This window comes from Kosakonia sp. WA-90, assembly GCF_039871955.1.
GTDB classification, from domain to species: Bacteria; Pseudomonadota; Gammaproteobacteria; order Enterobacterales; family Enterobacteriaceae; genus Kosakonia; species Kosakonia oryzendophytica.
In genome coordinates, this window is sequence record NZ_JBDPLJ010000008.1 from 1 (window position 1) to 14,028 (window position 14,028).

Annotated in this window: 11 protein-coding genes; 6 read left to right on the top strand and 5 right to left on the bottom strand. The window is 49.1% G+C overall.

The window, feature by feature from the left end; translation table 11 throughout:
- Together ABGA49_RS14315 and ABGA49_RS14320 are read left to right on the top strand one after the other, a co-directional pair.
- Positions 1 to 976: hypothetical protein (locus tag ABGA49_RS14315; RefSeq protein ID WP_347665707.1), on the top strand; the 976-nt coding region annotated here is incomplete at its 5' end.
- Between the two features lie 5 nt (positions 977 to 981).
- Entirely contained in the window at positions 982 to 1,563 is a 582-nt protein-coding gene (locus ABGA49_RS14320) for an SLATT domain-containing protein (protein WP_347665708.1), read from the top strand.
- A 578-nt stretch (positions 1,564 to 2,141) separates the two neighbouring features.
- Here ABGA49_RS14320 and ABGA49_RS14325 read toward each other — a convergent pair.
- Complete coding sequence (locus ABGA49_RS14325; RefSeq protein ID WP_061493372.1) at positions 2,142 to 2,504, bottom strand: helix-turn-helix domain-containing protein; 363 nt, start codon at positions 2,502 to 2,504, stop codon at positions 2,142 to 2,144.
- Between the two features lie 329 nt (positions 2,505 to 2,833).
- Here ABGA49_RS14325 and ABGA49_RS14330 point away from each other — a divergent pair, with 329 nt between their 5' ends.
- Both ABGA49_RS14330 and oqxB read left to right on the top strand, forming a co-directional pair.
- Positions 2,834 to 4,009, top strand: a complete 1,176-nt coding sequence (locus ABGA49_RS14330; RefSeq protein WP_088237809.1) for an efflux RND transporter periplasmic adaptor subunit — start codon at positions 2,834 to 2,836, stop codon at positions 4,007 to 4,009.
- Positions 4,010 to 4,032: 23 nt separating this feature from the next.
- Positions 4,033 to 7,185, top strand: a complete 3,153-nt coding sequence (oqxB, locus tag ABGA49_RS14335; protein WP_347665709.1) for a multidrug efflux RND transporter permease subunit OqxB — start codon at positions 4,033 to 4,035, stop codon at positions 7,183 to 7,185.
- A gap of 65 nt (positions 7,186 to 7,250) precedes the next feature.
- On the opposite strand, the gene ABGA49_RS14340 is transcribed toward oqxB, so the two are convergent.
- From ABGA49_RS14340 to ABGA49_RS14350, 3 genes are all read right to left on the bottom strand, one after another.
- Positions 7,251 to 7,730: an Rrf2 family transcriptional regulator gene (locus ABGA49_RS14340; RefSeq protein WP_347665710.1), complete on the bottom strand. Its 480-nt coding sequence runs from the start codon at positions 7,728 to 7,730 to the stop codon at positions 7,251 to 7,253.
- 318 nt (positions 7,731 to 8,048) lie between these two features.
- Complete coding sequence (locus ABGA49_RS14345) at positions 8,049 to 9,437, bottom strand: ATP-binding protein (RefSeq protein WP_134318749.1); 1,389 nt, start codon at positions 9,435 to 9,437, stop codon at positions 8,049 to 8,051.
- On the bottom strand, positions 9,437 to 10,114 hold the full coding sequence (locus tag ABGA49_RS14350; RefSeq protein ID WP_347665711.1) for a response regulator transcription factor: 678 nt from the start codon (positions 10,112 to 10,114) through the stop codon (positions 9,437 to 9,439). The genes ABGA49_RS14345 and ABGA49_RS14350 overlap by 1 nt, the downstream gene beginning before the upstream one ends.
- Positions 10,115 to 10,320: 206 nt before the next feature.
- Here ABGA49_RS14350 and ABGA49_RS14355 point away from each other — a divergent pair, with 206 nt between their 5' ends.
- Positions 10,321 to 11,157 (top strand): MipA/OmpV family protein, encoded by an 837-nt coding sequence (locus tag ABGA49_RS14355; protein ID WP_347665712.1) that lies wholly within the window; start codon positions 10,321 to 10,323, stop codon positions 11,155 to 11,157.
- Positions 11,158 to 11,495: 338 nt separating this feature from the next.
- On the opposite strand, the gene ABGA49_RS14360 is transcribed toward ABGA49_RS14355, so the two are convergent.
- Positions 11,496 to 12,932 (bottom strand): hypothetical protein, encoded by a 1,437-nt coding sequence (locus tag ABGA49_RS14360; protein ID WP_347665713.1) that lies wholly within the window; start codon positions 12,930 to 12,932, stop codon positions 11,496 to 11,498.
- A gap of 448 nt (positions 12,933 to 13,380) precedes the next feature.
- Between ABGA49_RS14360 and ABGA49_RS14365 the strand changes: the two genes are divergently transcribed.
- Entirely contained in the window at positions 13,381 to 13,989 is a 609-nt protein-coding gene (locus ABGA49_RS14365; RefSeq protein WP_347665745.1) for a TetR/AcrR family transcriptional regulator, read from the top strand.
- Positions 13,990 to 14,028: the final 39 nt, after the last annotated feature.

The window sequence follows — 14,028 nt, forward strand, 5'->3', positions numbered from 1 at the left end:
GAATACTGATGATCTGTTCGTCAGAAAAACGCTTCTTCATGGGGATGTCCTCACGTTGCTGATGAAGACATTACTAACATCGTCGTGTGTTAATCAATGGGGAGCAGGTCACCGTAATAACAAAAGTAGTAATCTTCATAATCTTTGCCGCATGTTAAGAGCCTGGAAAAATAGAAACACCATTGATATGGGGGGACTTCTCATTGACACATTAGCCTGGAGATTTCTGAAACAAACAGATGATTACGATAATACCGGAATGGTCAGTTATGGGCTTATGTGTCGAGACTTCTTTGACTTTTTGCATCAAGAAGATGCACATGAACATTATGCAGCGATAGGAAGTGGGCAGAGAGTTAAGGTCTATAGAAATTTTCAGCGGCAAGCAAAACGAGCCTTTAAATTATGTACACAAGCGATTGAAGCTTATGAGAATGGCTCGACAAAGAAATGCCATGAACACTGGCGAGAAGTTTTCGGGCTAACTTTCCCTAAAGTAGCTGTAGAAATGCGTGACTCTCAGGGGTTAGAGTCAGCTAATTTCATCAATGAGTCCTATACGGCTCAGACATGGCGCAATACGGAAGAGTTTACAGATGAAAAGTTTGATGATGTTGATATAAGATATCCCCTCGAAGTTAACTGCATTGTCAAAGAAAACGGGTATAGGGACCGTTCGATTAGGGCTTACCTGTCGGATATAGCTCGTTCTTGGTTACCACCGAATAGAACTTTATCATTTTCGATCAACCAGGCAAGTTTGGATCTCATTCCCGAACCTTATGATATTTACTGGAAAGTCTTGAATAGAGGTCGAGAAGCTGAACAGCGTGATGAAGTTCGAGGCCAAATAGTTTTAGGTCAAGTAACTCATACTGAACATACAAAATTTAGAGGTGCTCACAAGGTTTGGTGTTACATAGTTAAGAACCATATAGTAATTGCCCAAAACGTTATCGACATACCAATCGAGTAATTATTATGCAAAAAAATGACCTATTATCTCATATTGCTACTGCTGGATATAATGTTGGATTTGGTGCTAAGAAAAACTTTGCTACATTTGATATTGTCAGCAAAATTCCTGGCTGGATTGGCATCATATCATTAGCAGTCTCTATTTTAGGCCTTTACATGGACGAAATGAGTTCTAAGCATATTGCAGCCATTTTTATCATTTTGAGTATTGGCAGTTTGTACATCAATTTCTATGATGGTGATAAAAGTAAATATGAAGAAGCAGGTAAGAAGCAAACAGCAATCTTCAGAAAGATTGAAAGATTCTATTACGATGCGAAATCAGAAAACGAACCGGATTCTGTTAAATATATTGGACAACTTGACATTCTGATGAAAGAATTTTATGAAACCACTATCACCAAACAAATTTGTGGGAGCAATTGGTATGCTCATTATAAATTCTTTAGTGAAATGGAAAAAAGGTGGATTGAAGATCAGTTGTCATTGACTTTCTGGAAGGATAAATTTCCTAACACATTGAAACTATTCATTCTGATAGTTTTCTGCGTCATTTTGCTTTCGATAATTTATAGGTTTAATTGATTGTCGTGATAGAGGAGTTGCACTCCTCTATCATTTCTAGGGGGTTACTGGTTCTGCTTTGCCCGCATCGGGTAATATACTGTACGTTTTCAATGTCCGCTTTTGGCACTCAACAGACGTTTGTGGAATTTACATGCTGTACATGTAAAGCTTGTTTTAAGGGTTTAAATGGGAATGTCGGCAGTAGAGAGTAGAGTAATCTCTCGACCTGTGATGCACAGCCAATGTGTCATAAGAGTATGCTCGTCGAAATTCTCAGGTGTACTCATTAGTTTATGATGTTCATTTTCTTAAATTTCATGAGTGAGTGATGTTTTTAAGTTTCATAATGAATCAAGCCTGGTTGCAGTGATAAAGCTGATATCGGCGAAAATCGGCGTTTACGCATCCCATACGGAGCAAGCGGAATTAACGCTTCTTTACTGTCCTTACACCAGCCGCTGACGGGTAATCTTGCTCAGGTTAACATCGGCGTCTGGATGAAACATCAAACCGGACACGCCGGGCGGCCTGCCCGTAGCGCTGTTATCAGGTTGACGATTTCATCCTGCACGGGCTGCCGCGAAAACGACGACATGTTATGTGGATTGCTGGCGTAATGTCCGCATTGCAGAGGTGCCCATACTACGGCGCCATACTCCGGGTGCCACGCCATACTGGCGCTTGAAACTGCGATTGAAGGATTGCTGAGAGTCAAAGCCCAACGCGATCGCCACGTTCAAAATCGGTTCAGAGCTGTGCGTTAAGCGCTCGACCGATTTTTTCAGTTTTTGTGCGCGAATATACTCGCCGAGGGTATAGCCAGTATGTTCTTTGAATATCCGCTGGAGGTGCCATTTCGAATAGCCCGCGCGCCGGGAAACGGTGCCAATGTCCAGACGGCTTTCAAGGTTGTTGTCGATCCAGTCGAGTAAATCGTGCATAAATGCGTCAGTGTTCATTTCGTTCCCCCACGCAGCTTAAAAGGTATCTTTATCTGTTGCATTTAAAGGTGGCCCGATTTTGCATTAATTGCAAGTTTTATTGTTGCATTTAAGACCTTGCCGGAATTGCGTCTTTTGCGCTGACCAAAATAGCACATAAAGTGTATTAATTATTGTTGCACTAAATTTAGCGCCTCCCTACAATCCCCGCGATAGTGTATTCGTAACTGTTACAGTTTTGTGGCGATGAACGACACAAATGGCCTGAAGCCAGACCGGACAAAGGAAGTGGCGCGGTGTCTTCTACTGCGTCTTGCCCGGCGGCTACAATTAGCGGAATAAAAATAATGAGCCTGCAAAAACCTTGGGTTAACTTTCATCTGCATGCGTTGGGAGTAATGTTACTCTCCGTACTGCTTGTCGGCTGCGATGACGGTGTCGCGCAGAACGCCGTGCCACAAGCTCCCGCCGTCAGCGCCGCTGATGTGGTCGTGAAATCCATTAGTCAGTGGGATAGCTTTAACGGTCGGATTGAAGCGGTGGAAAGTGTTCAGCTACGCCCCCGTGTATCTGGCTACATTGATAAAGTGAATTACACCGACGGCCAGGAGGTGAAAAAGGGCGATGTGCTGTTCACTATCGATGACCGAACCTATCGTGCCGCGCTGGAACAGGCGCAGGCAACGTTAGCGAGAGCCAAAACGCAGGCCAGCCTGGCGCAAAGTGAGGCTGAGCGTACCAATAAATTAATCCATACCAATCTGGTATCCCGTGAAGAATGGGAGCAGCGCCGTTCAGCTGCCGTCCAGGCACAGGCCGACATTCGCGCAGCGCAGGCGGCGGTTGACGCGGCGCAACTTAATCTGGATTTCACCAAAGTCACCGCGCCTATCGATGGCCGCGCCAGCCGTGCGTTGATCACCAGCGGTAATCTGGTCACTGCCGGTGACAGCGCCAGCGTGCTCACCACGCTGGTCTCGCAGAAGACGGTTTACGTCTATTTTGACGTGGATGAGTCGACTTACCTCCACTATCAAAATCTTGCCCGCAGTGGGCAAGGGGCGTCCAGCAATCACCTGGCGCTACCGGTTGAGATTGGCCTTGTTGGCGAGGAGGGCTACCCTCACCAGGGGAAAGTGGATTTTCTTGATAATCAGTTAACGCCGAGTACCGGCACGATCCGTATGCGCGCGCTGTTGGATAACGCGCAGCGTCAGTTCACGCCGGGACTGTTTGCTCGCGTACGGCTGCCGGGTAGCGCTGAATTCAAAGCCACGCTGATTGACGACAAAGCGGTGCTGACCGATCAGGATCGCAAATATGTTTATATCGTTGATAAAGATGGTAAAGCGCAGCGTCGCGATATCACGCCGGGGCGTCTGGCTGCCGGTTTACGCATCGTGCAGCAAGGGTTGAAGCCGGGCGATAAAGTCATCGTCGATGGTTTACAAAAAGTGTTTATGCCGGGTATGCCGGTTAACGCGAAAACCGTTGCCATGACCGCCAGCACTGCCCTCAACTGATCCCTTATTTGAGAATCCGACACATGGACTTTTCCCGCTTTTTTATCGACAGGCCGATTTTCGCCGCAGTGCTGTCGATTCTAATTTTTGTCACCGGATTAATCGCTATCCCGCTGCTGCCGGTCAGCGAATATCCGGACGTCGTGCCGCCAAGCGTGCAGGTGCGTGCGGAGTATCCGGGTGCCAACCCGAAAGTGATTGCAGAGACTGTGGCGACGCCCTTGGAAGAAGCGATCAATGGCGTTGAAAACATGATGTACATGAAATCCGTTGCAGGCTCCGACGGCGTACTGGTGACCACCGTTACTTTCCGTCCGGGTACGGATCCCGATCAGGCGCAGGTTCAGGTACAAAACCGGGTATCACAGGCTGAGGCGCGTTTGCCGGAAGATGTAAGGCGTTTGGGCATCACCACCCAGAAACAATCGCCGACGCTGACGCTGGTGGTGCATCTGTTTTCGCCCGGCGGTAAATACGATTCACTGTATATGCGTAACTACGCCACGCTCAAAGTGAAGGATGAACTGGCGCGTCTTCCCGGTGTCGGCCAAATTCAGATTTTTGGTTCGGGCGAATACGCGATGCGCATCTGGCTGGATCCCGATAAGGTCGCGGCGCGCGGATTGACTGCTTCGGATGTGGTCACGGCGATGCAGGAGCAAAACGTACAGGTTTCCGCCGGGCAGCTTGGTGCTGAGCCGCTGCCGAAAGAGAGCGATTTCCTGATCTCCATTAACGCTCAGGGTCGCCTGCACACCGAAGAAGAGTTTGGCAATATTATTCTGAAAACGGCGCAAGACGGCTCGCTGGTACGCCTGCGCGACGTGGCGCGTATAGAAATGGGGTCTGGCAGCTATGCACTGCGTTCCCAGCTTAACAATAAAGACGCAGTCGGGATTGGTATCTTCCAGTCTCCGGGGGCGAACGCCATCGATTTGTCTAACGCGGTGCGCGCCAAAATGGACGAACTGGCCACGCGTTTCCCGGAAGATATGAAATGGGCGGCACCTTACGATCCTACGGTGTTTGTTCGCGATTCGATTCGCGCGGTCGTGCAAACATTGCTGGAAGCGGTGGTGCTGGTTGTACTGGTGGTGATCCTGTTTCTGCAAACCTGGCGCGCGTCGATTATCCCATTGATCGCGGTGCCGGTATCGGTTGTGGGTACGTTCAGTATTCTCTACCTGCTTGGTTTTTCACTTAACACCCTGAGTTTGTTCGGGCTAGTGTTGGCTATCGGTATCGTGGTGGATGATGCCATCGTGGTGGTGGAAAACGTTGAGCGCAATATCGAAGAGGGACTGGCTCCCCTTCAGGCAGCGCATCAGGCGATGCGTGAAGTATCCGGGCCGATTATCGCGATTGCGCTGGTGCTCTGTGCAGTGTTCGTACCGATGGCGTTTCTTTCCGGGGTAACCGGTCAGTTTTACAAACAGTTTGCGGTGACGATCGCGATTTCAACAGTGATCTCCGCCATCAACTCGCTGACGCTCTCGCCAGCGCTGGCGGCCATGCTGTTAAAGCCGCACGGCGCACAGAAAGACTTCCCTACCAGGCTTATTGATCGTCTGTTCGGTTGGCTTTTCCGTCCGTTTAACCGCTTTTTCCACCGTAGCTCGAACCGCTATCAGGGGCTGGTTGGCAAAACGCTTGGACGACGGGGTGCGGTGTTTATTGTGTATGTGCTGCTGCTCTGTGCCGCTGGCGTCATGTTTAAAGCCGTACCCGGCGGGTTTATTCCCACACAGGATAAGCTCTATTTAATTGGCGGTGTGAAAATGCCGGAAGGCTCTTCGCTGGCACGCACCGATGCGGTGATCCGCAAAATGAGCGAAATCGGCATGAACACCGAAGGGGTGGATTATGCGGTCGCCTTTCCTGGGCTTAATGCGTTGCAATTCACCAATACGCCGAATACCGGGACGGTCTTTTTTGGCCTGAAACCGTTTGACCAGCGTAAACATTCTGCGGCGGAGATTAACGCTGAGATCAACGCGAAAATTGCACAAATCCAGCAGGGCTTTGGCTTCTCTATTTTGCCGCCGCCGATTTTAGGGTTGGGTCAGGGGTCTGGTTATTCGCTGTACATACAGGATCGTGCTGGTCTTGGTTATGGTGCGTTGCAAAACGCGGTGAACATGATGTCCGGTGCGATTATGCAGACGCCAGGGATGCATTTCCCTATCTCAACCTATCAGGCTAACGTTCCGCAGCTGGATGTGCAGGTCGATCGTGATAAGGCGAAAGCGCAGGGGGTGTCGCTGACCGATCTTTTCGGTACGCTGCAAACCTATCTGGGTTCGTCTTATGTGAATGATTTCAACCAGTTCGGGCGTACCTGGCGTGTGATGGCGCAGGCAGACGGACCGTTCCGCGACAGCGTGGAAGATATTGCTAATCTGCGCACCCGTAATAATCAGGGTGAAATGGTGCCGATCGGCAGTATGGTGAAGATCACGACGACGTACGGGCCGGATCCGGTGATTCGCTACAATGGTTATCCGGCAGCGGATCTCATTGGCGACGCGGATCCTCGCATACTCTCTTCTTCGCAGGCGATGACGCAACTGGACAAAATGTCGAAGCAAATACTGCCGAATGGGATGAATATTGAGTGGACGGATTTGAGCTTCCAGCAGGCCACTCAGGGCAATACGGCACTGATTGTCTTCCCGGTTGCGGTTCTGCTGGCTTTCCTGGTGCTGGCAGCGCTGTATGAAAGCTGGACCCTGCCGCTGGCGGTGATCCTTATCGTACCGATGACGATGCTGTCCGCGCTGTTTGGCGTCTGGCTGACCGGTGGGGATAACAACGTGTTCGTGCAGGTCGGTCTGGTGGTTCTCATGGGACTGGCCTGTAAAAACGCGATTCTTATCGTTGAGTTTGCCCGCGAGCTGGAAATTCAGGGGAAAGGTATCATGGAAGCGGCGCTGGAGGCGTGTCGCCTGCGTTTACGCCCGATTGTGATGACCTCCATTGCGTTTATTGCCGGGACCATTCCGCTGATCCTCGGCCACGGCGCGGGGGCAGAAGTGCGCGGCGTCACCGGGATCACGGTGTTCTCCGGTATGCTGGGCGTGACGCTGTTTGGTCTGTTCCTGACACCGGTGTTTTACGTAACGCTGCGTAAACTTGTTACGCGTGACAAATCAGCAAGGGACGTTTTGCCTGCCTGAGTTGTTGCAGATAACAAAAAACCGCCTTCACTGTGAAGGCGGTTTTTTTTGTCATCAGAAAAGAATCAAAGCGCTTTTTTATGCTGGGCAACAATGTCAGGCACCAGATCGAACCCGCTGGTATTGGCTTTTTTGACTTCTGCCAGCGCGCTTGCCACGGTATGGCGAGCTAACACCTCTAACGAAGCCTGCTCTGCTTCATCGGCGATAGATTTGAAGTACCAGCACGCGTTGGCACTGACCACGCAGCGAGCCGGTATATCGGGACGCGACGCCCACAGCTTTTTATCTTCGGTGACGGAAACATAAATATCGCGCAGAGTGATCTTTTCCGCCGGGCGACCAAGGTGAATAGAACCGTTGCGGCCAAGCGTTGAGACGATAATGCCGTCACGCGTGAGCGGAACCATTAATTTGCGGATAAAGCTCGGATTCGCTTCCAAACCGTAGGCCAGAATCGCACTTGTCGAACGTTCACCCAATTGCTCCGCCATCGCTACGCTGAGAACCATCTGCAAAGCTGTCGGGAAGCGGTAATCTAACATTTCATTGTCCTGGGTTGCGGTGAATCTTGTTCTTTTTGGCACCGCAGAGGTGAATAATCAATGAGCAATAATATAACAAATACGGCAATTTTTTTGAAGAAGTCTACGGGTGACCTGACTCGTAAAAATAAGTTTCCGGTGTGCACAAAAGGCAACGCTGATCTCACATTCAATGTGGGCTGATGCCTGACCGGTAGACGATCCTGGCCATTTAGCAGATGTTCGTAAGACGTTAGGGGCGGTATTCGGAAAGCATTTTGGAAGGGGCCCGAACGGGGATACTCTCCGGCGGGCTGGGTTCAAAAACCGTGTTTTCGTTCAGGCGGACGTGTGGTTTGGGAAATTAACCGTAACCATGAGCCCACCTTCGGCAGAGGTACTCAGGCTTACGCTGCTGTTGTGTTGCTGCGCAACCGCGTTGACAATTGCAAGCCCCAATCCACTCCCGCTTTGCACCTGATTGGGATCGCGAAAAAATCTGTCGAACACCCGCTCCCTCAATTCAACGGGAATGCCTGGCCCCGCGTCTGAGACACATAGCTGAGTGGATGCATCAGATGATCGTACCTCTACCACAACCCGTCCGCCCTCAGGACTGTATTTCACGGCATTTTCAATGACGTTGTCGATCAGCGACATCAGGCGTTCCCTGACACCGGTAATCCAGATTTCATCATGAGAGTAGAATTCGAGTTCAATACTACGTTCAGCCGCCAGCGGTGCCAGTGCAGCCATTCGCTCTTGTATGAGCGTCGTCAGCGGCACCGGCGCCATAACCGTGTCTGTACGCGCTTCGCTGTGCATCAGCAGCAGCAACTGATTGACGAGACGAGCCGCACGGCTATTGCTGCGAATAATCCCTGCAAGTAACTCCTGTTGGCTATCGCTGTTTATATAGGCTTGCAAGGCCTCAACATTGATGCGCATCGCCGCCAGGGGAGTACGCAGTTCGTGAGCGGCATCGGCTATGAAAACCCGTTCCCTTTCCGTGCTTTCTCGCACTCTGGTGAGGAATCCATTAACCGCATCGACCATTTGGCGAAGCTCCCTGTGTTTTGGCACTTCTTTTAAGGGCGAGAGATCTTCTGGCGTTCGGAAGGCAATTTCAGTGACGACCTTGTTCCAGGGACGCATGGCAATGCGGATAGACAGCCACGCGGGAAACAAAAGAAAAGGAATGCACACCAACAGCGGCAATACGTAGTAGCCACGCGAGTTCAGGTAAATAAAGAAGTTCCAGCCACCGGCAGGGGTGATAAGTGTTACCTCCACATCGGCGTTTGCGGATTTGAGGGTACGGCTAGTCCAGGTACGACCTTCACTCTGAATCGTCTGGATTTTCCCATATCTGGTGTTTGTCACGCCTGTTGGAGCGCCATCAGATGCATAAATAATCTCTTTATTTTTCCGAACGATCAGGCTGATTGACAGTTCCGGATCTTCACTTCCGCCATAATCTTCCCGCAAGGCCTTGCTGAACGCGTCCAGAACATCAGTGCGCTTCTGCGGGCTATCGTCCATACGATCGATCATTGTAAAAATGGTTTCGTAAGTCTTACTGCCCGTTAGTATCGGGGGACTGCGCAAGTCCTCCCACAAAACGTAGGTCAGAAAAAGACACCAAAGCAGTGTAAGCAGTACCATTTGCGCGATCATCACTCGCCGCACGAGCGTTGGCGTTCTCAGGTGGTGCCAAACATTGCGCATCAACCCGCTCCTTTCTGGATCGGTACGGTATCAATGACATACCCTACGCCCCGCACCGTGCGTACATAGCCGTCGCCAATTTTGCGACGCAAATTACCCATATGCACATCGAGCGCATTACTCATGTTTTCTTTTGCGCCGAAGATCTTTTCTTCCAGGAAACGGCGTGTCAGGACGCGGTCAGCACGCAACATTAACGTTTCAAGCAGCGCGTATTCACTGGCCGTCAAATCGACACGACCTGCACCCACGGTTACGCGACGAGTCGGCACATGGAGAGAGAGGCCGCGGATTTCTATCGCCTCATCCTGAAAACCGTAACTGCGGCGTGCAAGGGCTCTCACCCTTGCTAACAACTCGGCGAGCACAAAAGGTTTAACGAGATAGTCGTCTGCACCGGCATCCAGGCCACTGAGGCGATCTTGCAACGTGCCTCGCGCGGTCAGGATGATGACCGGGATGCCCTTGCACTGCTGACGCAAGCACGCCATCAGGCTCATGCCATCGCCGTCGGGCAGTCCGAGGTCGAGCAGCACAAGTTCTGGCACGCAAGCGTCAAGCTGATGCAGCGCATCCTCTTTTCGGCGAACCCATATGACGTCAAATCCTTGATCTGAAAGAGCAATACGCACGCCATTGCCGAGATCCAGGTCGTCTTCGATTAGGAGAATTTTCACAATGGTTACTGTATCAACGGTGAATGAAGAACGTCTGAAGAAAAAATCGATATCAGGAAATCTATCAGGTTTGGGGCACCTGTACTTGCTTCATGCTTTCTTCATTTTTGGCTCATGAGAACTTTAGGGTGAGCATTCAAACTGAGCGTTCTGATGTTTAAAAACCGTTTATATCGTAATCAGTTGAATCCACAAGGACTTCTTTAATGAGAAACATCGAACTGCGTCATAAGTTTCCCCCCTCACTCTCGGGTCGTAACCTGAAAAAAATAGTGCCGGGCATTATTCTGGCGTTGCTGGCCACCCCGACCCTGGCGGCAGAACAGCAACAAGGCAACGCGTTAACCCTCGGGGGAGGCGTGGATGTTGCGCCACGCTATTCTGGTTCGGATAAAAGCCGCGCCACAACGGCCCTGGTGCTTGATTACTCAATGGCAAATGGTTTCTTCATCAGCAGTACGCGGGGTATCGGTTATGGCAACAATATCGGCAAGCTGGATTACAGCGCTGCGCTGAGTTATCGCGCAGGCCGTAAGGATCGTAACGTGGACAGCGACTCAGTCAGCTACGGCAGCGATGAGTTGCGGGGGATGGGTGACGTCAAAGGCTCAGCGATTGGTGTACCCGGGTTAGGGTACAGGGTGACCGACTGGCTTAATGTGCAATTGCAGGCGGAGGTGCCGATTTCTGAGCGAAGCAACGGTACGGCGCTGCATTTTGGCATTACCAGCCCGCTGTATACGTCACCCAAAAATTCCGTGACACTGGCGCTGACCGGCAGTTGGGGGACGAGCCAGTACATGCAGACTTACTACGGCGTAAGCGCATCACAGTCGGCCGCATCGGGGTTTGCTCAATATGATGCCAGATCGGGAATTTATGCCTATAACATGAATATTGACTGGACGTACAAGCTCACCCCAGACTGGAGCGTGGTTACTGCAGCAGGCTATACGCAGTTGACCGGGGACGCACACAACAGCCCGATTGTGCAACGAAAATCATCGCCCACCGGAAGCCTGAAAGTGACATATCGCTTCTGAGCGCTTTTTTGCGTGTCCTTCCCGGCTGCGTGTGGCGATGCACGGTCAATAAATACGCATACGCTCCGCCCCGATTCAGATGACGGGGCGGTACTTTGCTCGCTCACTTTTTCCAGGACAATCAAAAAATTACGTCGTCTGACGTTCAGGATACGTCACGCTCTCCTGGAGCGTAAAAAACGCCGTCATCCGGTTTCGGTCATGCTTGCAATGCGCTGTATGATAAATCCTGACCCAAGAAAACATGACGAATGCGCGTCAGGCTAAAGGCCACATTATCGCTTTTCTGCTGTTAAACCATAAGGAAAAGCGATTTTTTGGTATAACACGCCTGTTTGTTAAATTTCACACCCTAGCTGCTTAACAACGTGACAGAGCTTTCGGGCGCCATTAAAATTCAAATGATCCGAATCGTAATAATCTTCAGGCGTGAATGCTTCATGTGTCGATAAATCAGTCATGAATACATTCTGGCCATCAGTAATACTTTCGATATACTCCAGCGTTTCATTTTTTAGGTTTTTATCAAAGTTTTCAACGTAAAAGTCAGTGAACGGCATAACGATAAAATTAATGGTAGAGTTCGTTTCTTTAATTAACTCTATCATGGAGGAAATGACCTCTTTATTATTTTCAAAACTATGCTTTCTTGTATAAGCCTTTGATAGTTCTGATGTACGTGTCAGGATGTCTGCTGATGAATATGAAAAGTCAGTGCGATAGTTTCTCTCATTTATAAAATCGACAGATTTTTTTACAATCGGCTCATCAAGCAACAGACTACTGAGCCTCGATAATTCCTCATCATTATAAAACTTAAGGTGAGTTTTTCTCTCGTAGATATGCCTGATGAGCAAATCAAGTGGGCTCAGAATATGTTGGCTAGTTGAATTACTATTGGAATTTTCGACTTTATTCCTGAAGTTGTATTCAATATCCTGGCTTTTGCAGAAGTAGCGGGCAATAGGGAACGTTGGGGCAGCGCCCATTGATAACTCATAAAAAGCATCATAAAGACCGATGCAGAGAATGAAATTTCGTATATGTGTTGTTTCTGTTATTTTCTTAATCAGGCTGTACGATAAAGTAAAATCACCGGAGAAGATAGAGAGGTTTACTGATTTATCTAATAGCTCATCAGGGAATCCCTGGTATGCATAGGATGATCCAAGTATCACACTCTGTACATTTGGATCGCTGATGATTTTTTTATAACGAGCATTAAGAAGAGGTATGAATCCAATATCCATACTATAAAGACTGGTATTCTTCTCTGGAAATTGCAGGATGGTTAGCGCGTCAGGGAATTCTATATTATTTTTTTTGATGAAGTTAAACCCTGTGGAATCTGTGACGATCAGGGGAATAAACGTATCGTCACTCTGGTTTAGCTGGATGCTTTCCGGGTCTGTGTCCAGATTGATTTCGAATGCGGTAACTTTTTCCATATTAGATGGAAGGAAAAGCGCGTTTTGCTGGTAGGAGTCCCAATCTCTTCCGACGAAGAAAACATGACACGGTTGTATTGAAAAATAGTATATAAAAAAATCAGTTAAGTGAGTGAGTAAGTTTTCAACATCGTCTGGTGTGACATTTTTCCCGGCACAGTAAATCAGTTGATTAATAAATGTTGTGGTATTCTCATCATCATTTAATAGATGACTATTTGCAATAAATAAATCCTTCAACTCATCCACGACGGAATCATTTTCAATCCAACTGAGTTTTTGTGCAAGGACGTGCATATTTTTTAGAAAAAGAACTCTGTTATTCATTTTACTTTCCCTGGTTCATAGTAAAAAATAATACAACAATAACAAGCGCATTTTTTTAGTTAATCGCGAAGTATACAGGAGGCGAATAGATATGGATATATTAAAGGATGTATTTGAGGCGGATTGAAAAAGGCAATTTTTAGTATTTTTAGCGCTCTATTCAACCGATTGAAGTACGTATCGGGCTGATATACTACAAAGGGTTGTCGCATATTATTTGGCTAATTTGATGAGGGGTGGTTTTTTATAACTGACGGACTTTTCTGGCCAGGGACGAATGGAGATTCACCCGAACTGAGCGACATTATTCATCCTGCGGCACCTGCGGCACCTGCGGTTCGCGAGCGTGTTTCGTTTTAGCGCGCATTTTCATCAAGCGGAAAACTTTCCAATTGTCGTTTTCTGTGGGAGTATTTAGGAATCGATTATTTCCAAAATGGAGAGCATGATGCCTGAGACATTGCACAGTGCCCGTGAACGGGGACGCCCGCGACAGTTCGACCCGGATTCAGCGCTGGATCTTGCAATACCGGTATTTCGTGAAAAGGGTTACCACAGTGCGTCGATAACCGATCTAAGCGAGGCGATGCAGCTCACGGCCGGCAGTATCTATAAAGCCTTTCACGACAAGCGAAGCCTCTTCCTGCAAGTGTTTGCACGGTATACCTCGCTGCGCAATCAAACCCTGCGCCAGCGCCTGACACAGCAACCTGATGGGCGGGCAAAAATCGCCGAACTCCTGCGCTTCTATCTTGAGTCTGCCAGCGATATGGAAGGGCGACGCGGTTGTCTGGTTGTCGGGAGTGCCATTGAATTGGGGCTGCTTGACGACGAACTGGCCGGGTTGGTCCGCGCTGCACTTGAACGCAACCAACACACGATCCGCCAACTGATTGAGCAGGGAAAGCAGGATGGGTCTGTGCATCCACGACATGATGCACAAGCACTGAGCAGCGTCCTGATGTGTCTGGTGCTGGGTATGCGTGTGGCGGGTAAGAGCGGTGAGTTACCGGCACATGATCGTCTGGTAGCCACGGTCATGACCCTACTCGACTAAAAATTTTAACCATAAAGGAAATGTTCATTTCCTAAATAA

What these genes read in the sequence shown, in the direction of transcription:
- ABGA49_RS14355 (WP_347665712.1), top strand. Translation starts at nt 10,321, where the DNA reads ATGAGAAACATCGAACTGCGTCATAAGTTTCCCCCCTCACTCTCGGGT.
- ABGA49_RS14360 (WP_347665713.1), bottom strand. Translation starts at nt 12,932, where the DNA reads ATGAATAACAGAGTTCTTTTTCTAAAAAATATGCACGTCCTTGCACAA.
- ABGA49_RS14365 (WP_347665745.1), top strand. Translation starts at nt 13,381, where the DNA reads ATGCCTGAGACATTGCACAGTGCCCGTGAACGGGGACGCCCGCGACAG.
- ABGA49_RS14325 (WP_061493372.1), bottom strand. Translation starts at nt 2,504, where the DNA reads ATGAACACTGACGCATTTATGCACGATTTACTCGACTGGATCGACAAC.
- ABGA49_RS14340 (WP_347665710.1), bottom strand. Translation starts at nt 7,730, where the DNA reads ATGTTAGATTACCGCTTCCCGACAGCTTTGCAGATGGTTCTCAGCGTA.
- ABGA49_RS14330 (WP_088237809.1), top strand. Translation starts at nt 2,834, where the DNA reads ATGAGCCTGCAAAAACCTTGGGTTAACTTTCATCTGCATGCGTTGGGA.
- ABGA49_RS14345 (WP_134318749.1), bottom strand. Translation starts at nt 9,437, where the DNA reads ATGCGCAATGTTTGGCACCACCTGAGAACGCCAACGCTCGTGCGGCGA.
- oqxB (WP_347665709.1), top strand. Translation starts at nt 4,033, where the DNA reads ATGGACTTTTCCCGCTTTTTTATCGACAGGCCGATTTTCGCCGCAGTG.
- ABGA49_RS14320 (WP_347665708.1), top strand. Translation starts at nt 982, where the DNA reads ATGCAAAAAAATGACCTATTATCTCATATTGCTACTGCTGGATATAAT.